The organism is Bacillota bacterium, assembly GCA_012727955.1.
In the GTDB taxonomy this organism is placed as follows: Bacteria; Bacillota; Limnochordia; order DTU087; family JAAYGB01; genus JAAYGB01.
On record JAAYGB010000011.1, the window covers coordinates 26,948 to 51,216 of the forward strand.

Consider the following 24,269-nt stretch of genomic DNA (forward strand, 5'->3'; position numbering starts at 1 on the left):
CTCTGCGAAGGGGCGGTTCTCCGTCTTCTGTAATAGTTTTTGCCGGGACACACCAAAAGGACCGGAGAATGTGAGTTCCTGGGGAGAGATAAAAAGGGAATTACTTTTTGATCGAGAATTAGTATCAATTGCTGGAACATTTCAGTCAGTGGTAGAAAGGGGCATAGAATCTCGCCGATGGGTTCGGCAGGCTGTTGTCTAGGGGCAAGCCCAGGGCATCTGGGTGCTATCACGGGCTCTGTCCGGTGCATTGTCAAATTCTTGGAAACCAAGGGTTTGACATCATGCAGAATCGGGTAAAGGTGTCTGGGTTGTAGCCGTTAGGAGAGAATTATCACAAGATGGGGCCTTGGCGCAGGGTGGAGTGATCCGTCCTGCGTTTAGCGTGCAAGAATGAAGGTCTGCAACTGAAGGATTTGGTGCGTGCCTCCAAAGAAGGAGATTGCCTATGTTTAATTAGAGAAGGAGATTGCCCATGTACAAACTAAGAAGATTTGTTTCCTACTATCGTCCTGAGTGGAAACTTTTCCTCATCGACATGCTCTGCGCCGCTGCCGTTGCCGGGTTGGATCTGATTTTCCCGATAGTTACCCGTCTATTCGTCTATTTATGAAGGACTTCATTCCTAACTTACGGATTCGCCCAATGTTTATCTTTGGCGGGGTCCTGGTGGGATTGTATCTACTGCGGATGCTGGGGCAGTATGTGTTGAACTACTGGGGACACGTCGTTGGTGTGCGGATGGAGTACCACATGCGCAAGGATCTCTTTACCCACCTGCAGACCATGGACTTTCGCTTTTTTGATGACAACAAAGTTGGGCACTTGATGTCTCGGCTGGTTAACGACCTGCGAGATATCACGGAACTAGCCCACCACGGGCCAGAAGACTTACTAATCGCTACCCTGATGTTTATTGGCTCCTTCACATATTTGATTCGCATTAACGTCCCGATGACTTTGATTGCCTTTGCCTTTGTACCGGTGTTGGCCTGGTACGCAATTTCCCGGCGGCGTTCAATGCGAGATGCCTTTCTGGAAGAGCGACGCAAGGTCGCCGATGTTAACTCCGAAGTGGAGAACAGCTTGTCGGGAATTCGAGTGGCCAAGAGTTTCACCAACGAAGAGTATGAAATGGAAAGGTTCGACGGGGCCAACTCGAGGTTTAGGGAAGCTCGGCAACAGGCCTTCAAAGCCATGGCCGAGTACTCCTCAGGTATGACCTTTCTCACCAACCTGCTGGATGTCACCGTGCTGGTGGCCGGTGGAGTTTATGCTTACCTGGGGCATATTGACCTAGCTGACTTGACGGCCTATCTGATGTTTGTGCGGTTCTTCCTGGTGCCCATCCATCGGTTGACGGCCTTTACTCAACAGTTTGAGCAGGGAATGTCCGGATTTACCCGGTTCCTCGACTTGATGGAGCAGAAGCCCTCGATTGTCGAAAGCCCCAATGCCCAGGAGCTGCGAGATGTTCAGGGCAAGATTGAAATCAAGAACGTCTCCTTCGGTTACGAAGAAGGTACCGATGTGCTCAAGGACATCAACCTTACCATCGAGGCAGGAAAGACCGTGGCTTTGGTGGGTTCCTCCGGTGGAGGAAAGACCACTCTGTGCCACTTGATTCCTCGTTTCTACGATGTCGATGAGGGCCAGATTCTTGTCGACGGCCACGACGTCCGGGATCTCACATTGCAATCTCTGCGGGCAAGTATTGGTCTAGTGCAGCAGGATGTGTTCCTGTTCACTGGCACCATCAAGGAGAATATCCTCTACGGGCGGCCAACGGCTACCGACGAGGAGATTGTCGAGGCTGCGAAGAACGCGAGGATCCACGACTTCATCATGTCCTTGCCCGATAAATATGACACCTATGTGGGAGAACGGGGAGTTAAGCTTTCCGGTGGACAGAAGCAGAGGATTTCCATTGCCCGAGTCTTCTTGAAGAACCCGCCGATTCTACTTCTCGATGAGGCTACTTCGGCTCTGGATACCACTACGGAAATGGAGATTCAGGAGGCCCTGGAGCGGCTGTCCCAGGATCGTACCACGGTGATTATTGCGCACCGGCTATCCACGGTGAAGAATGCCGATGAGATTGTGGTCATCGATGGAGGTAGAATTGAGGAGCAAGGCTCCCATACGGAGCTGATGGAGCGACGGGGCATCTACCACAGCCTGTATCGGGCTCAGTTCAACCGCGATGCCTTGGAAGAGCTCTTCGAAAAGCGAGGTTTGCGTCAGGCCGACAGTGATGAGGAAGCGGAAGAGGAGATTAAGACCGCTTAGCGGCAATGGCCGGGACTTGTCCCGGCCATTGTTGTTGCCTATTGCTTGCGAAGGCGCAGGAGTTGGGAGCGGATCTTCGTTGACCGCGTTGTTGGGGTAGGGAATATCCCTTCCCGGGCACTGCGGCTGTCTTCGATGGAGTAAAAGGCCTTGGGCGAAACTTCATGGATGATTTCCAACACCTGGGGCAGATCCTTGCGGCGAATCACTGAGTAAATCAAGGTGGCTGGGCCCCGGGCACCGCTGGCTTCCACCTTGGTGGCGCCAAAACCCGCCTGCGTTAGGCGGTTAAAGAGTGTGTCGGAGGACTTGGTGGTAATGATGTGAACAATCACTAGCCCCATGGCCAGTCTTTCTTCAATACTAATGCCGACAAAGTTTCCCATGGCAAAGCCACCGGCATAGGCGATATAGGCGAGGACATTGCTGAGGTTATTCATCACTTGGGTAATGGCCATCAGCCAGATAAGGATTTCGACAAATCCCAGGAGCGGAGCCAGGAATTTTTGCCCTTTGGAGACAAATATGATTCGAATGGTACCGAAGGATACGTCCAGGACCCGAGCCAGGAAGATCAGTAAAGGCAGCACTACCCATTGGAAGAGGGTGGAATCAAACCAGGTTTGGTCCACAACCGCATCGCTCCTTTGCAAGAAAATACAGACAAGAACCTAATATCAAAGGATATACTTTGAGGCAAAACCCTTGGTCTTGAGGGAAACTTTCTGCAGGAGGAATCAGTCAGTGATCGATGTCTATCGGATAGCTTGGATCGGATTGGTAGCCGGGGCTATCGGTACCGGATTAGGGGGAGCCATCACCGTGCTCTTGGGTCGGCCGGGAAATCGGGTGTTAAGCTTTGTCCTGGGCTTCTCCGGTGGGATTATGTTGGCCATCATCTTTTCTGATCTAATACCGGAGGGGTTTGCTATTTCTGGCCCCGGGATCCCCTTTATCGGCTTGGTCCTGGGGGTGGTGCTGATTCTTGGTCTGGATATAGTATTGCCCCATTTTCACCTTTTCTCCGAGGAGACAGAACGGAGCCGCTATTTGAAAACTGGACTTGTGTTGGGATTGGGGATCACGATGCACAACTTACCGGAAGGTCTGGCCATCGGTACCGGATACGTCGTTTCGGAACTGACGGGAGCCAGTCTGGTACTGGCAATGGTGGTGCAAAACATTCCCGAGGGAATGGCCATGGCCGCTCCCCTGGTGGTAGCTGCGGTCCCCGCGGGCAAGTGCGTTCTGATGACAGTCTTGGCCGGAGTGCCCATGGGACTGGGGGCCTTCTTAGGTGCGAAGTTTGGCGCTATATCCCCTCTATCCCTGTCGTTGTCCCTAGGTTTTGCTGCCGGTGCCATGTTATACATAGTCTTCGATGAGCTCCTACCGGCGGCCCAGGACCTGTCTGAGGGTAGACAGGAGGGAACCTTTGGTGCCGTTGCCGGTGTCATTGTCGGCTTAGCACTACTGAATTTTCTCGGTTAAGAAGGAAACAGAGATATTTCAGAAAACTAAAAATCCGCAAAGGAACCCTGGAATTGGTAGCGAAGTATAGCCATGTCTAAATCACAGGGCAAAGGCTTCTTGAAAGGGGTTGTGGTAAGAAGTATGGAACAAGTTCGATTCGGTATCATCGGTCTAGGAAACATGGGTAAGGGACACTTGGGGTATTTTCACCGGCTGGAAGGAGCTAAGCTAACCGCAGTCTGTGATATCGACGAGTCACGGTTTAATATCGAGTTTCCGGCTGATTTTGACCATGATGTAGAACCCATCAAGTTAGATGATTCTATCGCCCGATTCACTGACTACAAGGATCTGTTGGACAGCGGCTTGGTGGATGCGGTAATTATTGCCGTACCCCACTACTTCCATCCCGAGATGACTATCGAAGCTTTCAAGCGCGGTATTCATGTCATCTGCGAAAAGCCCGTTGCCATTACCGCTCGCGAAGCTCGGATGATGAATGAGGCTTGGGAGAAGTCCGATGTTGTCTTTGCTGCGATGTTCCAGCAGCGGACCAGTCCCATTTATCAGAAGATCAAGGAACTCCTTGAGGATGGAACTTTGGGCGAAGTGCGCCGAGTTAGCTGGATCATTACCAACTGGTTCAGAACTCAGACTTACTATGATTCCGGTGGTTGGCGTGGCAACTGGAACGGCGAAGGCGGCGGTGTCTTGATGAATCAGTGCCCCCACAACCTCGACCTGTTCCAATGGTTCTTTGGTCTGCCTACCAAGCTGACGGCCCAAGCCTATTTGGGTAAGTGGCATGACATTACCGTTGAAGATGATATTTCTGTCTTGATGGAGTTTGAGAACGGGGCAACGGGAAGCTTTATTACCTCCACCGGTGACTTCCCAGGCACTAACCGCCTTGAGATCACCACGGAAAACGGGAAGCTGGTGTGTGAGAACAACAAGCTGGTCTTCTACAAGACCGAGGCTCCGGTGCAGGAGCTCCTGGACACCAGCCCACAGGGCTTCTACCATGCTCGACCAGAAGTCGTGGAGATCGAGGTTCCCGAGGCTCCTCAGGGACATATGGTAGTGACCCAGAACGTCATTAACACCATCCTGGGTAAGGAAGAGCTCTTGACTCCGGCCATCGAGGGCATCAAGTCCGTTCAGTTGGCCAACGGGATGCTGCTGTCTGGCCTGCGCAACAAGACTGTGGAGTTGCCGGTGGCCGAGGATGAGTTCGACGCTTTGCTGGAAGAGCTCCGGGCCGATGAGCGGGAGAACAGTCCAGACAAGGCCTTCATCTGGGAGGACTATCTGGCCAGCTTGGGCAAGTAAGCTTCATGATTGCAGACAAGACCCGGCAAAGACCACTGGGTGCTTTGCATCGGGTCTTGTTTTTTGGCTAATAACAAAGCCGCCTTCCCATCGGGAAGGCGGCTTTAGTCCTTGGGCTGTGATTTGCCCGCGGAGACTAGGAGTCGATGACTACGTCCTCTAGAGGCTTGACATTACCGAAGCTCCGGGCAGGACCGCCGGAGGGAGCTGCCCAGCGGACAGCGTTGGTCAGTACCTGCTGGACTTCCGGCTGCTTGTAAATCGGGAAGGACTCATGTCCAGGGCTGAAGTAGAAGATCTTCCCGTTTCCTCGGTAGTAGCAGCAGCCACTGCGGAAGACTTCTCCACCCTGATACCAGCTGATAAAGACTAGATTATCCGGTGCTGGGATGTCAAAGCGCTCTCCGTACATCTCCGTCTGGGGGACTACGAAGCTCTCTGGCAAGCCCTTGGCAATGGGATGGCCCGGTTCGATTACCCATACCCGCTCCCGCTCGCCGAGCTCACGCCACTTCAGGTTACAGGTGGTGCCCATCAAAGAGATAAAGATCTTGGAGAAGTGTCCGGAGTGGAGGACAATCAGACCCATTCCATCCAAGACCCGTTCCTTGACCTTGGCGACGATTTCATCGCTGACTTCATGGTGCGCAATATGTCCCCACCACAAAAGCACGTCGGTGTTGTTTAAGACCTCATCGGTGAGGCCATGCTCCGGCTCATCCAAGGTAGCAGTTCTGACGGTCATATCTGCGTTCTTGCCGAGAAACTCAGCGATCACCGAGTGAATACCATCGGGATAGATTTCAGCAATGGTCTTGCTGTTGGCTGCCCATTCCTCGCCCCGTTGGTAAATCAGCTCTGGGTTATTTTTGTACTTGTCTTGGCTGGCCAGCCACTTCAGCCACATGGGCGCTCCATTGGGGTAGGCCTCAGTTACTTCTTCCCCCGTCTCTAGGTAGGTGTCAACGGCTGCCTTGAGGCCCTGGGGAAGGTCTTGCTTCATCCGCTCATACTCGGTCTCGTGACGGTTCTCATTCCACACCGTTACGCGAATAATATCACTCAAAGTATAAACCTCCCTATACATAAATTGTCTATCCTGGTCATGTTCTTTTTCTTCAACTTAATGTAAATCTCCTGTGAAGGTTGTAAAAACCTCCCTCCGACACTTACAGAAGGAAAGGGACCCTGGGTCCAGAAATTGGACTAAAGGCGCGAGGGAGTTTTTGGATATGCAGAAAGGTTGCTGATAGCCTTGTCCCCCAAAGAAAGTTCCCGCCGGTGCCCCCTTTGTACCGCCCAGGCCCAGTGGGAGATGACCCAAGAGGGCCGGGATTTTTATCGCTGTGACACATGTGCTCTCACCTTTGTTCCCAGGGAGCAGCACCTGGACGCCGCGGAGGAAAAGCGCCGGTACAGTCAGCATCAGAACACCATCGATAACCCAGGGTATGTGAAGATGTTTACCGATAAGTTTCCCCTGCTACGCAAGTATTGCTCCGATGTGAAGCGCATTTTGGACTATGGGTGTGGGCCCGGTCCCGTATTGGTGGAGCTGTTGCGACGGGAAGGGTACGAGGCCATTGGCTATGACCCCTACTTTGCTCCGGAGGTGGATTTGAGTCGACCCTTTGATTTAATCATCTCCACCGAAGCCTTTGAGCACTTTGCCGATCCTCGCAAAGAGATGGAGCGAATCGCTGGATTGGTGACATCCCATGGGTATTTGGCCATCATGACTCGCCAACGCAGTGAGGCCGTTGATTTGCAGTCCTGGTGGTATGTGCGGGATCCTACCCACGTAACCTTTTACGCTCCCCGCACCTTTGATTGGATGGCCCAGTATTTTGGGTACCGGGTCTTGTACCAGGATCGTACTAATTTTGTGATCCTGCAGAAGGTCCCGTCAGTGGGGGGCAGCATCAGTGAGAACGCCATTTTCGGAGGTTAGCTAGAGCTATCCTTCGGAGGTGGCGTTACTGTTTTTTAGTGCCATAATCTTGCGGACCACTGCATCGAGGGCTTCGGAAACTGCTATGACCTCATCGCTGGATAGTCTATAGCCCTTGTCCCATAGTTCCCCTAGCTTTGCGATCAATTTCAGTCGCTCTTGCTCCAAGTCCTTTTTTGACAAACTGAACCTTCACTCCTTGCCGGTATTGTCCCCCGAACCCTGGGATTGTAGGAATGGTCTCCGCCATCTCCTTCGCCCATCTATTACCAGGCACCTTCCCAGTGTTCCCAGATTCACCGGCCAACTTTAGCCTCGGTGGGGAAGGGCAAGGAGAAGGACTCTGCCCCCGTAGGTGGAATGTCAAATTTGACAAATGTATATAAAATGTATTGGAAATGTACAAAAATTGTCCACAGGTTATCCACAGTCTGTTGATAACTCAGGATAGAACTCAAGACTATTGGCGGCGGTGGCGCGATGAAGATTGAAATCAGGGGAGTAGAAAAGCTGAGCTTTCGAGAAAGGCAAGTAGTAGCCCTGAAGGAAATGGGGGTCAACAATCGCCAGGTGGCCCAGCGCCTGGGGCTAACGGAAGGTACCGTCAGTACATTGCTCAATCGGGCCAAGAAGAAGGGGTATGAGGTAGTCATCGTCTTAAAGGGCGACCCCCTGGCTTTGTTTGGCAGCGATGACGAAGAAGATACGGAGCTGGACTAGGGGTTGCCTTTGTGGACCTCTGAGCCTGTGACGGCAAAGACCAGAATTGCAAAGAATTGTAGTCTAGGTATTGACAAAACCGTAACAATGATCCATAATATGTATACAGAATACAAAATACAACAAGGGCTCCCCAAAGGAGGGTGTCAATATGTTGATTTTGTTTGGTCTGCTGTTAGCAGGTTTGATGCTGTTTCGCCGTGACTCCTTGGAGGAAGCACTGCTTAGGGAAGAGGATCGGGCTCTACTCCTCAGTCTGATGGGTTACGCCCACGATCCAAAACAACCGAATTACTAGACGTAACAGGGACAGTATCATCAAGCTATACAAGTACTATCCGCCTCCAGTTGGGGGCGTTTTTTTATTTATTGCAGAAGGGTGAAAACTCCGTTATAAAGCTGTTAATTGTGCTCTCGAGGTGTTCAAATTGGTGTGATACCTGGGTATAATAAACTCGCAAGGAAAAAACAGAAGGAGGAAAACCAATGAGAGACTACAGGAATCTGTACATCGAGAGGCTGAAGAAGTACGTTCGGGAAGAGAGGGCCGATCGGCGGGGTGACATCAACGATAGGCTCAACTTTGCCAAGAATGCCATGCTAGATAAGTTGGTGGGAAGTTATCTATAATGGGTAGTTTAGCTAGTTGTGTAGGTAATCGAAGAGGTCGGCACTCACGGGGTAAAGATGGATAGAGGACGGGATATTTCAATCCTGTCCTCTTGTTTTTTATTTGTGTCTAATTCCTTCGTGGAAGGGGTAAGGGGCTGGTAGTTTCCTCCTTTGTTGCAGGATCCCCGAGGTTCCAGGAGATAATACAATAGACAGGGGCTGTATTCTAAAAGTCTCTGAACATGAAGATGATGGGAGGTTTAGCCGATGATGATAACAAGCCTTTGCCGTCCCAGCCACAGATTGCTCTTGTTGGTGGTGTTTATCACCCTGCTTCTTCCGGCAGTTGCTGCCGCCGAGGAGCGGTTATCGGTTTTTGTCAGCATCCTGCCGCAAAAGTACTTTGTGGAGAGGGTAGGCGGTGAGCGAGTTACCGTCGGGGTGATGGTGGGACCGGGAGAAAGTCCCCATACCTACGACCCAACTCCTCGCCAATTGGCCAATCTCAGTGTTGCCGACCTCTATTTTCGCATCGGCGTTGGCTTTGAGCATGTGTGGATGGATAAGTTGGCAGCCATCAACCCGAAGATGACGGTGGTGGATACTCGCCGGCAGGTGCCCTTGCGGGCCATCGAAGGACACAGCCACCACCATGGGGAGAGCTCTGGTCACCACCATGGCGAGGGTGAAGCCGATCCCCACATCTGGTTGAGTCCCCCATTGGTGAAAAGGCAGGCAACTACCATTTATGAGGCTTTGAGCCAAATCGATCCTGCCGGAGCCGACTATTATCGCGCTAACCTAGAAGGGTTCTGTCAAGATCTCGATGCCCTGGATCAGTGGATTCGTCATACCCTAGGGGATCTAAAGACCCGAAGCTTCATGGTCTTTCATCCCTCCTGGGGGTATTATGCCGACGCCTATGATTTGGTACAGATTCCCATCGAAATCGGGGGCTCCGAACCCAGCGCCCGGCAGTTGGCGGAGTTAATTGGCGTGGCCAGGAAAAAAAGGGTCAAAGCCATCTTTGTGCAGTCTCAAATCAATGCCAAGAGTGCTGCCGCCGTGGCCAGGGCGGTGGGGGCAAAGGTGGTGCAGCTCGATCCCTTGGCCGAGGACTACTTAGAGAATCTCCGGCAGATTACTCTCAGCCTGTACCAAGCCTTGGCTGAGTGACCAGAAGGGGAGAAGATACTATGGGAAAATCCCAGCAACCGGTGCTGGAATTTGACAGAGTTAGTTTCGACTATGGTGCCGTACCTGTGCTGAGGGATGTCAGCTTTTCGGTGGAACCCCGGGATTTCATCGGGATCATTGGCCCCAACGGGGGAGGAAAGACGACCTTAATCAAGCTGGCCCTGGGCCTGTTGACTCCTGCCCAAGGCAGTATTCGGGTGTTGGGTACCAGACCGGACCTGGCTCGGTCTCGAATCGGATATGTGCCCCAGGCGATGGACTTTGATCGGGACTTTCCCATCAGCGTGCTGGATCTGGTGTTAATGGGGCGTCTTTCCCGTCGCTCCTTGATCGGACGCTATCGGCCCGAAGACAAGGATGCAGCTTGGCGGGCCCTGGAGTCCGTTGAGGTCGCGGATCTAGCCCACCGTCCCTTAAGCGACCTGTCGGGAGGGCAGCGGCAGCGGGTGTTTATCGCTCGCGCCTTGGCCACGGAACCGGAGATTCTGATGCTGGACGAACCTACGGCCAGCGTCGACAGTCAGGCTGAGCGGGATATTTATGAGCTGCTGCGGAAGCTCAATCGACAGATGACCATTATCTTGGTGACCCATGATTTGGGGTTTATCTCTTCCTACGTAAACAAAGTAGCCTGTGTCAACAGGGAAGTAGCTTTGCATCCGACGGAGGACATTACCGGTGAAACCATCTTGATGACCTATAACCGTTCGGTCAACATGATCCAGCATCGCTGTCATCTCTAGTCGGACCCTGAGAGAAAGGTGAGCATATGACGGAGTTTCTGCAAGCAGTGGTTAGCTTTCCCTTCCTCCAGAACGCTCTGCTGGCCGGGGGATTAGCTAGTTTGGCCTTTGGCATCACCGGTACCTATGTGGTGGTGAAGCGGATTGGGTTTATCGGCGGCGGAATTGCCCACACCGTCTTGGGCGGAATGGGGGTAGCCTACTATCTCGGTGCCGACCCCATGGCTGGAGCCTTGGTGGCTGCGGTGATTTCCGCGGGCATCATCAGCATCGTCAGACTCAGAGCGCGGCAGCACGAAGATACCTTGATCGGTGCCATGTGGGCTGTGGGTATGGCCATCGGCTTGATCTTTCTCGCCAAGACCCCGGGATACAGTGTTGACTTGACCAGCTTCTTGTTTGGCAACATTTTGATGGTAACCCCTCGGGACTTGGCCTTGATCGCTGGAATGGATCTGGTGATTGTCCTCTTGGTGGGGCTGTTTTATCGCCCCTTGCTGGCCGTTGTCTTTGACGAGGAGTACGCTCGCCTGCGGGGAGTTCCCGTAGAGGTGATGTATTTTCTCCTGCTTTGTTTGGTTTCCTTGACGGTAGTGGTGTTGATCCGGATTGTAGGTTTGCTGCTGGTGATTGCCCTTCTCACCTTGCCCGCGGCCATCGCGGGACAGTATACCCGGCGGATGGGTCCGATGATGGTCTTGGCCTTTCTGTTGGGCTTGGCCTTCACCACCGGTGGCTTGGCCCTTTCCTATGGTCCCGATTTGCCCGCAGGAGCCACCATAGTTCTGCTAGCTGGAGTGGCCTATGTGGTCTCTTTAGCTGGGAAGTCCTGGCAGAGCCGAAGGCTCCGGGTCCCGTTTAGCGGTGAAAACTAGCAGGCGATAATAGCAGAACTTGGCCTCTTTGCGGTATTTTGACGAATTTTGCAGGGGAGGCCCCAGAGAAAAGCGAAAACTGAAGGTGCAATTGCCAACGGGGTTCTAAGTGAGAATTATTTCTCTCAGCTCTTCAGATGGCGAGGTTGATCCTGTGTGGGAGACAGACCGCTCCTCAGGTAGCTCCTTTGACCTATCCCAACAATCTCCCTTACGGGTCAACCTTTTCTCCAGCCTAATCATGCTAACCTCTGATGTACTATCTATCGATATGATCCCGGCACAATTGGTAGCATACATTCATTGCTTCACCGCTATTTTCCCTTGATCTATATCCGGAAATTGGAAGAGCTGGTAAGGAAGGTGACTGAATGCTAGGTCTACCGATACTTATGGTTCTTATGGCCGCTGGCATCGGTGTTTATCGGATTGCTTGTGGTCCCACCAGTATCCATCGATTGATGGGAGGTGACAGCTTCGGCTTAAGTCTTGCTTTGGCAATGATGTTAGCCGCCCTAGCCTTGGCCCGTCCAATGATCTTGGATGTGGTGATGGTCTACGGCGTGGTGCTCTTTGCCGACATTCTCCTTTTGGCTAAGTTCTTGGAAAGGGGTGATATTCACCTTGAGTAACTGGATCAAAGTGTTGGGACTGAGCTTGATCTACCTTGGTTCCGCCTTTGCGCTGGTGGCGGCCCTTGGAGTGCTCCGTCTTGATGCTTGCGCCAGATTTCACGCCTGCACCAAGACAACGACTCTGGGTATTCTATGTGTTGCCCTTGGGGGCACGTTGTACATGGGTACCTGGGATTATGGTGTGCGTTTCTTACTCATTGCCCTATTATTCTTGATCCTCAATCCCACCGGGACCCGTGCCGTGGTTAGGGCAGGACACCGCATGGGGTTAAAGTCCCAGGGTGACACCGCCTCGCAAAGGGGGGTCGAACTCTGTGACTGAAGTGGTCTTGGGTATTCTAGGTATTCTGCTGTTGATCCTGAGCATCATCGTGGTGCGGAGCAGCAGCGCCCTTGCCGCGGTGACCTTAATGTCTGCTATTAGCCTCACCGCGAGTTTATGTTTTGTGCTAGTGGCCGCCTTAGATGTGGCTTTAACGGAGGTAATCTTAGGAGCGGGATTCGTCACGGCCTTCTATCTCAGAGCAATTGGGGAAACAAGGGGGTCTGGGAATGACTAAGAAGGAAGCTGACAACATTGACGGTAAAGTTCTTTGAAGGGTTGCTTATTCTGGTATTTGGCGTGGGACTGTACTCGGTGTTTACCGAAAGAAACTTGGTTAAGATCGTGATGGGCAGTAACATCATGAAAACAGCGGTGATATTATTGTTGGCATCCCGGGAGTATGCCTCGGAGCTACAGCCGGCGGCTTCTCTACCCAATGGAGCCTATGTCGAGCCGGTACCCCAAGGATTACTGCAGCTGGCCCTGGTGATCGCCGCTGCTACGTCCGCGATGGCCTTGTCAGTAGTTGGTAAGGTCGGTAGGTACTACGGTACCTTAGATGTCCGGGAGATTAGAAGACTAAGGGAGTAGGTCTCGGTCTGCTTTAGTAAAGATTTGATTGGGTGCGGCTTTAGTTTTCCGTTACTTAGTTCAAAACCCGGTTAGGCCCAAGAGCATTTCAGCTATTCCTAGATGATTTCGACAGGAAGACAGCCGATAGGAAGGGGACCCACATTGTGATCCGCACATCGGCTGTCTTTGGTGTTTAACGGTCGGAGATGCGAATAACCTGACCTTCATAGATGATGTTGGGGTTATTCATTCCGTTGAACTGGATAATGCGAGACAGGGGTATGCCAAAGCGGCGGCTGATACCCCATAGGGTGTCACCGCGACGAATGATATAGGTGCGGGTTCCGCCTTGACCGGGACGCTGGTCCCGATCGGGTCTTTCCGGTTCTGGACGCTCAGGCTCCGGCGGCCGGGGAGTGGGCTCCTCGGGACGGGGAGTTGGTTCCGGCTCAGGTTCCGGTGTCGGTGTCGGGGGCTGCGGGGTATACTCTTTGCCGGCATTGGTTTGCCGGGCAAAGTGTTGGGCCACCCGCAGGGTGCCGCCCTGCTCGATGATCCCGATACCTACATGGGTAAAACTGTTGCTGAGGATGTTGGCCCGGTGCCCGGAACTGTTCATTAGAGCTCGGTGCAGGCTTTCCACAGAGCCGCCCCGGGCAATGTTTTCCCCGGCAGTTGTGAACTGCGCCCCGGCAGCCCGCATGAGGTCAAAGGGAGTTTCCCCGGTGGGACTGGTGTGGGCGAAGTAGTTGTTTCGGGTCATGTCCAGAGCCTTGGCCTCGGCACTTTGCATCAGCTGGTGACTGATCAGGTAGGGTACTCTGCCTTGCTTTTGTCGTTCTTGGTTAATGAGCTCGATCATCTCCAGTTCCATTGCGTTTTCGTCAAAGGCAAGGGCGGTGCTGGTTAGGATAAGGCCGATGACGAGAAGTAATACCGTCTGCTGCATTATTACTGTTCGTTTCATTGTCTACACCTCCGCTAGTAGTATGGCTGGAAACGAGGTTTTTTTTCATCGGCGAAATGTTGTGTTTTACGGACTTAGCCCATTTTGCCCATCAGCGGGGGGATATGGATATGAAGGTTTTGTCTCCTTTGATGCCGAAATCTTACCAGAGCCACCGAAGAAACGTTGGCGGCTCTTATTTCTTTATTCTGTCTAAACAGCACATTTGGAGGTCGGTGCCGGTGCTGACTAAAGTTATTAAACGAGATGGACGGGTTGTAGATTTTGACCAGGAGCGGATCATCAACGCTATCTTCAAAGCCGCTAAGGCCGTGGGCGGGGAAGATCGCCGCCGGGCCGGTGAGTTGTCCAATCAGGTGGTGGAGATCCTGGCGGAGCGGTTTGTCGACGGGATGCCCACCGTCGAGGATGTCCAGGATGTTGTGGAAAAGGTCCTGATTGAAAATGGCCACGCGCAAACTGCGAAGGCCTATATCCTTTACCGCAAGCAGCACCAGGAGCTTCGGGAGTTTCATCACCTGTTGATCAACACCGAAAAGATGGTGGACGAGTATGTCTCAGGGAACGACTGGAGGGTCAACGAGAACAGCAATATGAACTATTCCCTCCAAGGGTTGAACAATCACCTGATTTCCGCGGTCACCTCGAAGTACTGGCTGGAAAAGGTTTACCCTGAGCCGGTGAGACAGGCTCATCAGGAGGGAGATTTGCACATTCATGACCTGAGTTTGCTGGCTCCCTATTGTTGCGGTTGGGATCTGCCGGATCTGCTGCTTCGGGGCTTTGGCGGAGTACCCCAGAAGATTGAGAGTGCTCCGGCTCGGCACTTTCGCACTGCCCTGGGACAAGTTGTCAATTTCTTCTACACCATGCAGGGAGAAGCCGCGGGAGCCCAAGCCTTTGCCAACTTTGACACCTACTTGGCGCCCTTTATTGCCTACGATAACTTGTCCTACGATGAGGTCAAGCAGTCGATTCAAGAGTTCATCTTTAACCTGAACGTCCCTACTCGGGTAGGCTTTCAGACTCCCTTTGTTAATATCACCATGGATGTGGTGGTGCCCCGGAACCTAGCCGATGAACCGGCGATTATCGGTGGACAACCCCAGGATCGCACGCTGAAGGAATTCCAGGCTGAGATGGACATGCTCAACACCGCCTTCTGCGAAGTGATGATGGAGGGCGACGCCAAGGGACGGATTTTCAGCTTCCCGATTCCGACTTACAACATCTACGAGGGCTTTGACTGGGATAGCCCCGTGGTTGAAAAGATCATGGAGATGACGGCCAAGTACGGGATTCCTTACTTTGCCAACTTTATCAACTCTGACCTCTCCCCGGAGGATGTTCGGAGCATGTGTTGTCGCCTGCGGTTGAACAATAAGGAACTACTGAAGCGAGGCGGCGGCCTCTTCGGTGCCAATCCCCTGACGGGATCCATCGGGGTAGTTACCTTGAATATGCCGCGAATTGGGTATCTGGCCAAGAGCAAGGAAGACTTTTTAGGTAGAGTTCGCTACCTAATGGACCTAGCCAAGGAAAGCTTACTGCTGAAACGGCGGGTGCTGGAAAACTTAATGGATACCGGTCTGTATCCCTATTCCCGTCACTACTTGGCCAGTGTCAAGGAACGTTTTGGCGACTCCTGGCATAATCACTTTAATACTATCGGTTTGGTGGGGATGCACGAGGCTCTGCTCAACTACTGCGGCAAGGGTATCGATACCCCCGAAGGCCAAGCCATCGCCAACGAGGTCCTTGATTACATGCGGGATATTCTGGTGGAGTATCAAGAAGAGACGGATCAATTGTTTAATTTGGAGGCTACACCGGCAGAAGGTACAGCCTATCGGTTGGCTCGCATCGACAAGCGCAAGTATCCCGATATTATTACCTCGGGGCAGGACGAGCCCTATTACACCAACTCCACGCAGTTGCCCGTCGGGTTCACCGATGACATTTTCCATGCCTTGGATCTGCAGGAAGAGCTGCAGACCAAGTATACCGGTGGAACAGTATTCCATGGCTTCTTAGGGGAGCGAATCGAGGAGCCCAAGGTGGCTGCCAAGCTCCTGCGCCGAGTGATGGAGAACTATCAAATTCCCTATTTCACCATCACCCCTACCTTTAGTATCTGTCCGGAACACGGGTACATCACCGGCGAACATCCCCAGTGTCCCAGCTGTGGTGCCGAGGCGGAGATTTGGAGCCGGGTGGTTGGTTTCTACCGACCGGTACAGAACTGGAATAAGGGCAAGAAAGAGGAGTTCAAGGATAGGGAAGAGTTTGCCCTAGCGAGTAGGTAAGGTAGATGTATATAGGCGGCATCCAAAAAACCAGTTTGGTGGACTTTCCCGGTAACATCTGCGATACTCTTTTCTTCGCTGGGTGCAATCTGCGGTGTCCCTACTGTCACAATCCTGAATTGGTGAGGGGCGACGCTTCCTTGACGGCCATTGGCTGTGGAGAGGTTCTGGCCGCTTTGGAGCGTCGCAAGCACCTTCTGGACGGGGTATGTATTTCCGGAGGAGAACCGACGCTGCAGCCCGTCGCTGACCTGGTGAAGCTGCTGTCTGCGATTAAGTCCCTGGGCCTGCAGGTCAAACTGGACACCAATGGCACTAAGCCCGAAGTTTTGGAACAGCTTTTGGAACGGGATCTCATCGATTATGTAGCCATGGATATTAAGGCGCCCCTGGAGCGGTATCAAGAGGTCTGTCGGGTTGCCGTTGACACCGATGCCATCAAGAGGTCCGTTGAGATTCTACGGAGGGGTTTGGTGGCATATGAGTTTCGGACGACAGTCCCCCGTAGTCTGTTGTCGGAAGATGACCTGCTGCAGATGGGGCAGTGGCTGCAGGGAGCAGTCCGCTTTGTCCTCCAGGCCTATCAACCGGGAGTGCACTTAGAACCCGGCTTTGTCAGCGACGAAGCGGGAGTAGAGGAATGGTTACCGGCGATGGGAGAGAAGTTGCAGGACTTTTTTGCCGAGGTGCAAGTGCGAGGTCTGAAGGTGGCAGTCACCGTGGGTTAGGAAGGCAGGCTGGCAGGCCCTTGGGTCTTGGCGCAGGCGCCTTCTTGGATAGTCTGGGAAGGAGTGTGGTTACCCGTTGTTACAGCGAGACGTGATTTGCGGGGTTTTGCGAGAGGCATTGTCGACGGGGGGAGACTTTGCCGAGATTTTCGTTGAGGACACACTGCGTTCCGTCCTGAGGATGGTAAACGGACGGGTGGAAGAGGGCCTGTCGGGTCGAGAACACGGGGTAGGGATTCGGATTTACCAGGGACTGTCCAGCGTCTACGCCTACACCAGTGACTCCAGCCGCAGTGGTCTGTTGGCGGCAGCCCGGCAGGCGGCGGCAGCCATTGATGGAGTCCGGGGCGAGGTGGATATTGTCTTGACCCCCAGGTCCGTCCCCAATGGACATCCCGTGGCGGTGATGCCCCACACCGTTACCGCAGCCCGCAAGGCAGAGCTCTTGCATCGAGCCCATCGGGCGGCAAGCACCTATGACCCGTTTATTACCCAGGTGCGGACGGGCATCATGGATGAGGAGCAGAACATTCTAGTGGCCAATTCCCACGGGCTGCTGGTGGAGGATCAGCGAGTTCGCACCCGGTTTACCGTGCAGGCGGTGGCCAGCAAGGGCGGCGAAAAGCAAACGGGTAGTTCCTCGCCGGGACGGCACATGGGCTTTGAACTCTTTGAGCAAGTGGTGGACGTGGAAAAGGCAGCCCAGGAGGCAGCCCGCAGTGCGGTGACGATGGTCAACGCCGACCTGTGCCCCAGTGGGCAGATGCCCGTGGTAATTGCCAATGAGTTCGGCGGGGTAATTTTCCATGAAGCCTGTGGTCATGGTCTCGAGGCTACCTCCGTGGCCAAGGGCCATTCGGTGTTTGCCAACAAATTGGGCGAGAGGATCGCCTCGGAATGGGTTACCGCCATCGACGATGGGACTATCCCCAACGCCTGGGGCTCTGCCAACATCGACGATGAAGGCACACCCACTCGCCGGAATGTATTAATCGAGAAGGGGATTTTGACGGGATATCTAGTCGACCGACTCAATGGCCGCCGGATGAACATGGAACCCACGGGCTCGGGCCGGCGTCAATCCTACAAGTTTGCTCCCACCTCTCGGATGAGTAACACCTACATCGCCGCCGGTCCCTTGACACCGGAGGAGATTATCGCGGATACGGAGACGGGCTTGTATGCCCGCTACATGGGTGGGGGCTCGGTGAATCCGGCTACCGGTGAGTTCAATTTTGCCGTGCAGGAGGGTTATCTCATCAAGGATGGCGAGATTGCCCAACCGGTACGGGGAGCTACGTTAATTGGGAAAGGTTCTGAAGTCTTGTTGAGAATCGACAGAGTGGCCAACGATCTGGGATTTGGTCAAGGAATGTGTGGCTCCGCCAGTGGCTCGATTCCCGCCGATGTGGGCCAGCCCACCATTCGGGTGTCGTCCCTCACCGTCGGGGGCAGAAAGGAGGCGCGGTAGGATGGAGTTTACCGCCTTTGTCGACGCTCTCTTTGCCCAGGGCAAGGAACTGGGCTTTACCGATATGGAGGTCTATCAGCAGACCGGCAGCGACTTTGCCATCAGGATTTTCCAACAGGAAGTCGACGATTACTCCGTTAGTACCAGTGGAGGTTTGGGTTTTCGCGGGCGCTTTGCCGGCAAGTTTGGCTATGCCTATACGGAAAAACTAGATCCTTCCCTCATTGAGTGGCTTCTAACCAGTGCCAAGAACAACGCCCTGGTGGTTGAGGCCGAGGATGAGGTTGAGCTCTTTGCCGGCAGTGAGGAGTATCCCCAGGTAGAGATGTCCAGTGGCAGAGACATTGACCCTCAGGCTAAGATTCGATTTGCCAAGGAGCTAGAGTCCCTGGCTCTCCAGATGGATTCCCGAGTACAGGGAGTGAACTACTGCCTCTACCAGGATCAGGCTCAGTCGGTGCGCATTAGAAACACCGAGGGGCTAGACTTGACCTGTGACAGCAGCATTGCCTTTGCTTATCTGTCGGTGGTAGTGAAGGAGGGGGAGGAGACCAAGACCGCGTCTCGGTTTCAAGTGGCTCCCGATTTGGCCGGCCTAAATCACCGGCGCCTGGCGGAAGAGGCGGTGGCGGAGGCCATCAGTTTTCTCGGGGCTAAGACTCTGCCCTCCAATCAGTATCCAGTGATCCTTCGGGCCGATGCCGCGGTGGACCTCTTGGCCACCTTCGCTGGGGTGTTTTCCGCTGAGAACGCCCAAAGGGGCCTGTCGCTATTGGGGGAACGCATCGGTGAGGGGGTGGCCGCGGATGTGGTTACCCTGGTGGATGATCCCCATTTGCCCCAAGGAGGGTCCTCGGCGCCCTTTGACGCCGAGGGAGTGGCCACGGAGCAAACCACTGTGATTGATTCCGGAGTTTTGACTACGCTGCTTCACAACCTGAAAACGGCAGCTAAAGATGGAGTACGCTCCACGGGAAATGGGGCTAAGGCCTCCTACAAAGGGGTTGTTACCGTCGCTCCTTCCAACTTGTATATCCAGCGGGGAACTTTGGACCTAGCAGGGCTTATGGAGACTATGCAGGATGGATTGGTGATTACCGACCTGCAGGGGCTGCACTCTGGAGCTAACCCCGTCTCTGGGGACTTTTCCCTGGCAGCCCGGGGGTATTTGGTCCAGTCCGGGCAAATAACCCGTCCAGTGGAGCAGATTACCGTGGCGGGCAACTGGTTCTCCCTGTTAAAGGACATCCGTGCCGTGGGAGCGGACCTTGAGTTTGGTTTGCCCTCATCCTTGGGTACCTACGGCGCTCCATCCTTACTGATAGAAGGGTTAACGGTTTCCGGTGAATGATTTCCGAAGAACCGGCAAGAAAAAGGGGCCTGGGAAGCGGCACCGTGCCCAACCCAGGCCCTTGGCTTTTTTGATTTTTCCCAAACCGCTGCTTAAAATCCTACAGCATCGGCGGGCATTTCGTAACCGGTAATGGTGATAGTGATCGGAAGTTGATCAGACACATCGATGGTAATGGATTCTCCGGGCTGACCGATAATCGGGCGAGGCAGCTTGACGTCAATTTGTTTGTGGTTGCTGACCAGGTCTCCTCGGCCCAAATAGGCAAGGAATCTAGTCCTAGAGCCGATATCGATGCGAAGACAGAACTGACACTCATTGCTGTTGTCGATCCTCACCTGGGTCATCGCTAAGCGACATCCCTCAGGTGGCGCAAAGCTGGTGAACTTGGTGTTGGCTGACCGGAAAATCCGGGGCTTTGGTTGTTTCAATCCCATCCCTCCCCTTCCTACCATATGAGGGGAGGTAGGGAGCTGTGCTACCAGCGATCGTAGTGGATTAGTTCTGCCAATTCCAGGCGCTCTGTGGGTTCCGGCTGTTCAGCGGCATAGCCTACGGGAACGATAACTGCCACTTCCATCCCTTCGGGAAGTCCCAATACCTGGGCGGCAATGTCCTTTTCGAACCATCGAATCCAGCAGGTTCCTAACCCCTCTTCTGTGGCCTGCAGGGTTAGGTGATCCACCGTGATGGCGGCGTTGATGTCATTGCCCGGAGGACAACAAACCGCGATTACAACCGGTGCCTGGGCAATGAAATCCTGGTGACAAGCCTTGGTTACCAGTTCCGATTTGATTTTCTCGTCCTGGATGACAACGTAGCGGCAGGGCTGTTTGTTGTTGCCGGAAGGGGCCAGCCGCATGGCCGTCAAGAGCTTGTCCAAGATTTCCTTGGGTATCGGTTTGTCCAAGTAACTGCGGATCGCTCGTCGAGATGCAATGGCGTCAAATACATTCATCGGTATGACCTCCTTGAACTAAAGAATTCATGTACCTGAAAAGCTGCCCACTAGCTTTGGGGTGAACCTTAAGGCATCCGCAGACGTCAAATGATAGGTGACGCCGTTGACGGTGCCCGTGACCGCGGAGTGAATCGAGTGCCCATGCAAATGCCCGTAAACACAGACGGGAACCCGATAGGCTTCCAACAGTTCGGTAAAGCCCGAGGGACTGCCATCGCCGGCAAAGGGTGGGTAGTGGAGCATCACAAATGCGATTTTGCGACGGGCCCGCACCGCTGAATCTAAGGACAGCTGCAGCCGGTTGAGCTCCCGCTGGTAGATCTTCTCGTCGGTCTCGGGGGAAAAGTCCTGTGATTGCGGTAAAATCCATCCCCTTGTTCCGCAGACGGCAAGGTCTCCCGGCAGGGGGACAAAGTCGTTTTGGATAGCTTGGACATTAGGGGGAAGAGCTGTCCGCAACTGGGAGATACTCTGCCACCAGTAGTCGTGGTTCCCCTTACTGAGTATAATGCGGCCCGGCAGCTGGCCAAGCCAATCTAAGTCCCCTGCCACCTCGGCCAGATTCATCGCCCAGGAGATGTCCCCGGCGCAGAGGACGAAGTCCTGGGGGGCAACGGTGTTGATCCAATGCCGCCGGATCACCTCGGGGTGGTTCTCCCACAAAGGCCCAAAGATGTCCATAGTTTTGTCGTCGGCTCCGGGAAGGTGAAGGTCGGCTAAGGCAAAAACCCGATACTGCATCACTGCCAGTCTCCTCTCTGTCTACAAACCAGTATTTGCCGCTGCTTGGAGGTAAATCCTGCTAGAGAGATCAAATCCCAGGAGAAGGGCAGGATAACGGTTTGGCAACGAGGAAGGTTTTAGAGCAATAATGAGATTACAAATATGGAGTGGACACTATGCTTTCTCTTGAGAAGTTGGCTCAAGCCAGAGAAAAAACCATTGAGATATTGGAAAGGGCGCAGATAGTCCTATCCCCCAATGAAGTGGATAGGATTGAAATTATCGATTTTGGGTTAGGCGATCTGCAAACCTTTGGCATTCAGCAGCTGACTTACGTCGATACTGACATATATTCCGCTGCGGAAGTGGTGGTATTCCCGGGACAAATCTGCCCTGAACATCGGCACCCTTCCTTTGGCGATCAACCTGGCAAGGAACAGACCTTTCGCTGCCGGTTTGGAACCCTGTATCTGTATGTCACCGGCAGTCCCGTCGCCGATCGGGAACTCAAGGCTGAGATCCCTGCCGACAAGGCCCAGTACTTTACGGCACGGCGGGAGATAATTCTTGAGCCGGGAGACCAATACACCATTCCTGCCAATACTCTGCATTGGTTTCAGGCTGGGCCGGAGGGAGCGGTGATTACAGAGTTTTCCAGCGGACCTCGGGCCCAGCCTGAGGTATTCACCGACCCAGAGATTCAGAAGATTCCCCAGGTGGCCTCTCGGGGATTGAAGATGATTTTGCTTGGGGCACCGGGTTCTGGCAAGGGCACCCAGGCTCGTTTGCTGGCAACAAAATACGGCACCGCCCATCTGTCCATGGGCAACTTGCTGCGAGAAGAGATCAGTACCGGTTCTGAATTAGGCAGCCGAGTGGCACCGATGATGAGTAAGGGAGAAATGGTTCCCGACTCCATCGTTTATGAGATCATCGATGATAAAATCGCCCAGTACAACAGCTATATCCTCGATGGATTTCCCCGGACCTTACAGCAGGCGGAACACCTGGAGCGGTCCTTGAAGGCGCTGCGCAATCAGATCGATGTGGTCTTCCTATTGGACCTTCCCGTGGAGGTTGTGATCCGACGGTTGTCGGGGCGGCGGGTGTGCGAAAAGTGCTCCCAGACGTATCATGTGGATTTCTATCAGTCCGATGTCTGCAACTGTGGAGGGAACCTGGTCCAACGACCCGACGACCATCCCGATGCCATTCGGCGGCGGATGGAGGTATACCGGGGACAAATCGGTCCTCTGCAGAATTACTACGAGGAAAAGGGACTATTGTGGACCATCGATGCCAGTGAAGAGATGGAACTTACCTTCGGGGCCATCAGCCGGGTGTTGGATAATGAGATTATCCCCAACCGACGAAGAAAGTAGGAAATTAAAGGGAAAGGGCGCTCCTTCTCAAGGGTTCTTGAGAGGGCGCCTCTTTTTCTTTTAGTGTTCGGTCTTGGCAGCGGTAGTTTCTTCGGCGATGGCTAAGATTTTGTGGAGGATTTCTTCCCGGGCTTCATTGAGCCGAGAGAAGTCCATCGTGGGAACGTACAGACCCTCTAGCCTGCCGTGCCCCTCCTTAGCCTGCCTGACGTAGGCAATGGCCCGCTGGAGCATGGTAAAGAACAGGTCTTTGTCTGCGGCAATGTTGTCTCGGTGGGGGGCCAATTTTGCCTGGTCCAGTCCGTCATCGAGATTAATGACATCCAGTACATCGGTGGCTTCATAGGGGAAGATCTCGCCGGAGGTAGCGATCACTGTATCCAGTTGGGGTAGGATCAAGTGGTCGACATTGGTGGGAACCAGGGGACTGTGGTAGTACTCCACATCGAGACCCCGTTCCTTGGCCCACTGCCCAATTTTCTTCAGCAGCGTTGACTTACCGGTGCCGGGGGACCCTTTGACCAAGAACTTTTTCTCCACGGGGTCCAACAGATAGGCAAAGTGTTCCGTCGGTCCTGCCGGAGTAAAGGCAGCTCCAAAGAGATGCCGCTCCTTTCCGGGAACGGGATTGACGGAATGACCGTTGAGAATCATGGCGGCCAGACGTTGCGTCACCTGATTGACCCAGCCAAAATCCTGGGCTTGGGTGTAGGGGGCTTCCCAATTGGCGTGGACTATCTTCGCTGCCATTAAGGCACGGTACGCGCTCTGAAAGGAGCGACTGGCGGCCTGGGAAGCCGCGATGATTTCCTCCCGTCGGTTCCGCAATTCCTGCCCATTCCAGTACTGGCCCAGATCGACGATTTCATCGACGGCCCCGGGATACTTCGGATCCCTGCTGTGGGGTGCCGTTCCATCCATCAGCGCCACCCCGATTTGGGGAAAGACCACGGCATCTAAGGACTCCAAATCCGAGGAGCAATAGTGCAGTTCCACATCATAGCCCCGCTGGAGCATGTTATCGCTAAGATAACGCATCAAGGTGGACTTGCCTCCACCGGGTCCGCCCTTCAAGATGAAAATGCGGTTGGCCTGCTCAGGGGGTAGTACATAGTGATAATATGAATAAAAGCCTTCTCCGGTATTTCCCCCGGGATAGACTCTTTTCTCCCTTGCCCGTGACATGCAACCTCTCCTTTCAGAACTGCCAGTGAAATCCCGTGCATATTTCTTAGTATACGCGAGACAGCTTGGCTTGTAGGGTTAGTTCTTTTGTCCTTGCTTCGCTTAGTAGTCTATTCTTTTTTAGTGCGAAAGGTGCTTATCAATTGGGACTGGACTAGGCCCGCAAGACTTACACAGGATTTCCACACAGTTGTCCACAAAATTATCCACAGCCTGTGGATTGTTGGGGAACTTGTTTGTGTGTCCGGATAATTTGGCAGCCAATCTGCATTATCCCATTGTCTTTTACCCCGATGTTGCGGTATAATACCTCATGCGACGATCCTCTTGGGTCGTTGCCGATTGCAGGGGAGTAGCTCAATTGGCAGAGCATCGGTCTCCAAAACCGAGGGTTGCGGGTTCAAGTCCTGTCTCCCCTGCCACACCTTTTTCAATAGTGCCGATGTAGCTCAGCAGGTAGAGCACTTCCA

Annotated in this window: 26 protein-coding genes, 1 tRNA gene and 1 pseudogene; 20 read left to right on the plus strand and 8 right to left on the minus strand. The window is 53.6% G+C overall.

From position 1 onward, the window contains the following. Window positions 1–475 precede the first annotated feature (475 nt). Window positions 476–2,289 (plus strand): annotated as a pseudogene (locus GX030_03000) (ABC transporter ATP-binding protein). Between the two features lie 38 nt (window positions 2,290–2,327). Here the strand turns inward: GX030_03000 and GX030_03005 are convergent. After that, window positions 2,328–2,921, minus strand: coding sequence for a DUF2179 domain-containing protein (locus GX030_03005; GenBank protein ID NLV91349.1), 594 nt, complete (start codon window positions 2,919–2,921; stop codon window positions 2,328–2,330). A 115-nt stretch (window positions 2,922–3,036) separates the two neighbouring features. Between GX030_03005 and GX030_03010 the strand changes: the two genes are divergently transcribed. Both GX030_03010 and GX030_03015 read left to right on the plus strand, forming a co-directional pair. Next, window positions 3,037–3,780: a ZIP family metal transporter gene (locus tag GX030_03010; protein ID NLV91350.1), complete on the plus strand. Its 744-nt coding sequence runs from the start codon at window positions 3,037–3,039 to the stop codon at window positions 3,778–3,780. A gap of 123 nt (window positions 3,781–3,903) precedes the next feature. Then, the gene (locus tag GX030_03015) at window positions 3,904–5,094 is read left to right on the plus strand and encodes a Gfo/Idh/MocA family oxidoreductase (protein ID NLV91351.1); all 1,191 of its coding nucleotides are present in this window, start codon (window positions 3,904–3,906) and stop codon (window positions 5,092–5,094) included. Between the two features lie 136 nt (window positions 5,095–5,230). Here GX030_03015 and GX030_03020 read toward each other — a convergent pair whose 3' ends face one another. Further along, window positions 5,231–6,001 carry a trehalose utilization protein ThuA gene (locus GX030_03020; GenBank protein ID NLV91352.1) on the minus strand — a complete coding sequence of 257 codons (771 nt, stop codon included), beginning with the start codon at window positions 5,999–6,001 and terminating at the stop codon, window positions 5,231–5,233. 348 nt (window positions 6,002–6,349) lie between these two features. Between GX030_03020 and GX030_03025 the strand changes: the two genes are divergently transcribed. Beyond that, on the plus strand, window positions 6,350–7,045 hold the full coding sequence (locus GX030_03025) for a class I SAM-dependent methyltransferase (protein NLV91353.1): 696 nt from the start codon (window positions 6,350–6,352) through the stop codon (window positions 7,043–7,045). Window positions 7,046–7,051: 6 nt separating this feature from the next. Here GX030_03025 and GX030_03030 read toward each other — a convergent pair whose 3' ends face one another. Further along, window positions 7,052–7,228, minus strand: coding sequence for a hypothetical protein (locus tag GX030_03030; protein ID NLV91354.1), 177 nt, complete (start codon window positions 7,226–7,228; stop codon window positions 7,052–7,054). Window positions 7,229–7,525: 297 nt separating this feature from the next. Here GX030_03030 and GX030_03035 point away from each other — a divergent pair, with 297 nt between their 5' ends. The 10 genes from GX030_03035 to GX030_03080 all read left to right on the plus strand — a co-directional run bounded on the left by GX030_03035 (window position 7,526) and on the right by GX030_03080 (window position 12,743). Then, window positions 7,526–7,765 (plus strand): winged helix-turn-helix transcriptional regulator, encoded by a 240-nt coding sequence (locus tag GX030_03035; GenBank protein NLV91355.1) that lies wholly within the window; start codon window positions 7,526–7,528, stop codon window positions 7,763–7,765. A gap of 151 nt (window positions 7,766–7,916) precedes the next feature. Continuing rightward, window positions 7,917–8,063, plus strand: a complete 147-nt coding sequence (locus GX030_03040) for a hypothetical protein (GenBank protein NLV91356.1) — start codon at window positions 7,917–7,919, stop codon at window positions 8,061–8,063. A gap of 188 nt (window positions 8,064–8,251) precedes the next feature. Next, entirely contained in the window at window positions 8,252–8,395 is a 144-nt protein-coding gene (locus GX030_03045) for a hypothetical protein (GenBank protein NLV91357.1), read from the plus strand. Between the two features lie 285 nt (window positions 8,396–8,680). Continuing rightward, on the plus strand, window positions 8,681–9,553 hold the full coding sequence (locus GX030_03050) for a zinc ABC transporter solute-binding protein (GenBank protein ID NLV91358.1): 873 nt from the start codon (window positions 8,681–8,683) through the stop codon (window positions 9,551–9,553). Window positions 9,554–9,573: 20 nt separating this feature from the next. Next, on the plus strand, window positions 9,574–10,317 hold the full coding sequence (locus GX030_03055; GenBank protein NLV91359.1) for an ABC transporter ATP-binding protein: 744 nt from the start codon (window positions 9,574–9,576) through the stop codon (window positions 10,315–10,317). 26 nt (window positions 10,318–10,343) lie between these two features. Next, on the plus strand, window positions 10,344–11,192 hold the full coding sequence (locus GX030_03060; GenBank protein ID NLV91360.1) for a metal ABC transporter permease: 849 nt from the start codon (window positions 10,344–10,346) through the stop codon (window positions 11,190–11,192). A 371-nt stretch (window positions 11,193–11,563) separates the two neighbouring features. Next, a complete protein-coding gene (locus GX030_03065) occupies window positions 11,564–11,824 on the plus strand; it encodes a hypothetical protein (GenBank protein ID NLV91361.1) in 261 nt (86 codons plus the stop codon). After that, window positions 11,817–12,149: a monovalent cation/H(+) antiporter subunit G gene (locus GX030_03070; GenBank protein ID NLV91362.1), complete on the plus strand. Its 333-nt coding sequence runs from the start codon at window positions 11,817–11,819 to the stop codon at window positions 12,147–12,149. The genes GX030_03065 and GX030_03070 overlap by 8 nt, the downstream gene beginning before the upstream one ends. After that, window positions 12,142–12,387 carry a DUF4040 domain-containing protein gene (locus tag GX030_03075; GenBank protein NLV91363.1) on the plus strand — a complete coding sequence of 82 codons (246 nt, stop codon included), beginning with the start codon at window positions 12,142–12,144 and terminating at the stop codon, window positions 12,385–12,387. The genes GX030_03070 and GX030_03075 overlap by 8 nt, the downstream gene beginning before the upstream one ends. A gap of 17 nt (window positions 12,388–12,404) precedes the next feature. Continuing rightward, window positions 12,405–12,743: a cation:proton antiporter gene (locus tag GX030_03080; GenBank protein ID NLV91364.1), complete on the plus strand. Its 339-nt coding sequence runs from the start codon at window positions 12,405–12,407 to the stop codon at window positions 12,741–12,743. A gap of 175 nt (window positions 12,744–12,918) precedes the next feature. Here GX030_03080 and GX030_03085 read toward each other — a convergent pair whose 3' ends face one another. Next, window positions 12,919–13,692: a LysM peptidoglycan-binding domain-containing protein gene (locus GX030_03085; protein ID NLV91365.1), complete on the minus strand. Its 774-nt coding sequence runs from the start codon at window positions 13,690–13,692 to the stop codon at window positions 12,919–12,921. A 221-nt stretch (window positions 13,693–13,913) separates the two neighbouring features. Between GX030_03085 and GX030_03090 the strand changes: the two genes are divergently transcribed. From GX030_03090 to GX030_03105, 4 genes are all read left to right on the plus strand, one after another. Continuing rightward, window positions 13,914–15,998, plus strand: a complete 2,085-nt coding sequence (locus GX030_03090) for a ribonucleoside triphosphate reductase (protein ID NLV91366.1) — start codon at window positions 13,914–13,916, stop codon at window positions 15,996–15,998. A gap of 5 nt (window positions 15,999–16,003) precedes the next feature. Beyond that, on the plus strand, window positions 16,004–16,726 hold the full coding sequence (locus tag GX030_03095) for an anaerobic ribonucleoside-triphosphate reductase activating protein (GenBank protein ID NLV91367.1): 723 nt from the start codon (window positions 16,004–16,006) through the stop codon (window positions 16,724–16,726). 76 nt (window positions 16,727–16,802) lie between these two features. Continuing rightward, window positions 16,803–18,197 (plus strand): TldD/PmbA family protein, encoded by a 1,395-nt coding sequence (locus tag GX030_03100; protein ID NLV91368.1) that lies wholly within the window; start codon window positions 16,803–16,805, stop codon window positions 18,195–18,197. Between the two features lies 1 nt (window position 18,198). Next, complete coding sequence (locus tag GX030_03105) at window positions 18,199–19,548, plus strand: TldD/PmbA family protein (GenBank protein ID NLV91369.1); 1,350 nt, start codon at window positions 18,199–18,201, stop codon at window positions 19,546–19,548. A gap of 92 nt (window positions 19,549–19,640) precedes the next feature. Here GX030_03105 and GX030_03110 read toward each other — a convergent pair whose 3' ends face one another. From GX030_03110 to GX030_03120, 3 genes are read right to left on the minus strand one after another with little or no spacing between them, the layout of a single operon-like run. Then, window positions 19,641–19,979, minus strand: a complete 339-nt coding sequence (locus GX030_03110) for a hypothetical protein (protein ID NLV91370.1) — start codon at window positions 19,977–19,979, stop codon at window positions 19,641–19,643. A gap of 47 nt (window positions 19,980–20,026) precedes the next feature. Then, the gene (locus GX030_03115; protein NLV91371.1) at window positions 20,027–20,506 is read right to left on the minus strand and encodes a nitroreductase; all 480 of its coding nucleotides are present in this window, start codon (window positions 20,504–20,506) and stop codon (window positions 20,027–20,029) included. Between the two features lie 27 nt (window positions 20,507–20,533). Beyond that, window positions 20,534–21,250, minus strand: coding sequence for a phosphohydrolase (locus tag GX030_03120; protein NLV91372.1), 717 nt, complete (start codon window positions 21,248–21,250; stop codon window positions 20,534–20,536). A 158-nt stretch (window positions 21,251–21,408) separates the two neighbouring features. Between GX030_03120 and GX030_03125 the strand changes: the two genes are divergently transcribed. Next, entirely contained in the window at window positions 21,409–22,614 is a 1,206-nt protein-coding gene (locus tag GX030_03125) for an adenylate kinase (protein NLV91373.1), read from the plus strand. Window positions 22,615–22,674: 60 nt separating this feature from the next. On the opposite strand, the gene GX030_03130 is transcribed toward GX030_03125, so the two are convergent. Then, a complete protein-coding gene (locus GX030_03130) occupies window positions 22,675–23,799 on the minus strand; it encodes a hypothetical protein (GenBank protein ID NLV91374.1) in 1,125 nt (374 codons plus the stop codon). 346 nt (window positions 23,800–24,145) lie between these two features. Between GX030_03130 and GX030_03135 the strand changes: the two genes are divergently transcribed. Further along, window positions 24,146–24,221 (plus strand) — tRNA-Trp (locus GX030_03135). Window positions 24,222–24,269 lie beyond the last annotated feature (48 nt).

Coding starts and splice junctions, on each gene's coding strand:
- GX030_03125 (NLV91373.1), top strand. CDS start 21,409: ATGCTTTCTCTTGAGAAGTTGGCTCAAGCCAGAGAAAAAACCATTGAG.
- GX030_03120 (NLV91372.1), bottom strand. CDS start 21,250: ATGCAGTATCGGGTTTTTGCCTTAGCCGACCTTCACCTTCCCGGAGCC.
- GX030_03095 (NLV91367.1), top strand. CDS start 16,004: ATGTATATAGGCGGCATCCAAAAAACCAGTTTGGTGGACTTTCCCGGT.
- GX030_03020 (NLV91352.1), bottom strand. CDS start 6,001: ATGTGGCTGAAGTGGCTGGCCAGCCAAGACAAGTACAAAAATAACCCA.
- GX030_03085 (NLV91365.1), bottom strand. CDS start 13,692: ATGAAACGAACAGTAATAATGCAGCAGACGGTATTACTTCTCGTCATC.
- GX030_03035 (NLV91355.1), top strand. CDS start 7,526: ATGAAGATTGAAATCAGGGGAGTAGAAAAGCTGAGCTTTCGAGAAAGG.
- GX030_03045 (NLV91357.1), top strand. CDS start 8,252: ATGAGAGACTACAGGAATCTGTACATCGAGAGGCTGAAGAAGTACGTT.
- GX030_03115 (NLV91371.1), bottom strand. CDS start 20,506: ATGAATGTATTTGACGCCATTGCATCTCGACGAGCGATCCGCAGTTAC.
- GX030_03060 (NLV91360.1), top strand. CDS start 10,344: ATGACGGAGTTTCTGCAAGCAGTGGTTAGCTTTCCCTTCCTCCAGAAC.
- GX030_03040 (NLV91356.1), top strand. CDS start 7,917: ATGTTGATTTTGTTTGGTCTGCTGTTAGCAGGTTTGATGCTGTTTCGC.
- GX030_03065 (NLV91361.1), top strand. CDS start 11,564: ATGCTAGGTCTACCGATACTTATGGTTCTTATGGCCGCTGGCATCGGT.
- GX030_03130 (NLV91374.1), bottom strand. CDS start 23,799: ATGTCACGGGCAAGGGAGAAAAGAGTCTATCCCGGGGGAAATACCGGA.
- GX030_03055 (NLV91359.1), top strand. CDS start 9,574: ATGGGAAAATCCCAGCAACCGGTGCTGGAATTTGACAGAGTTAGTTTC.
- GX030_03105 (NLV91369.1), top strand. CDS start 18,199: ATGGAGTTTACCGCCTTTGTCGACGCTCTCTTTGCCCAGGGCAAGGAA.
- GX030_03015 (NLV91351.1), top strand. CDS start 3,904: ATGGAACAAGTTCGATTCGGTATCATCGGTCTAGGAAACATGGGTAAG.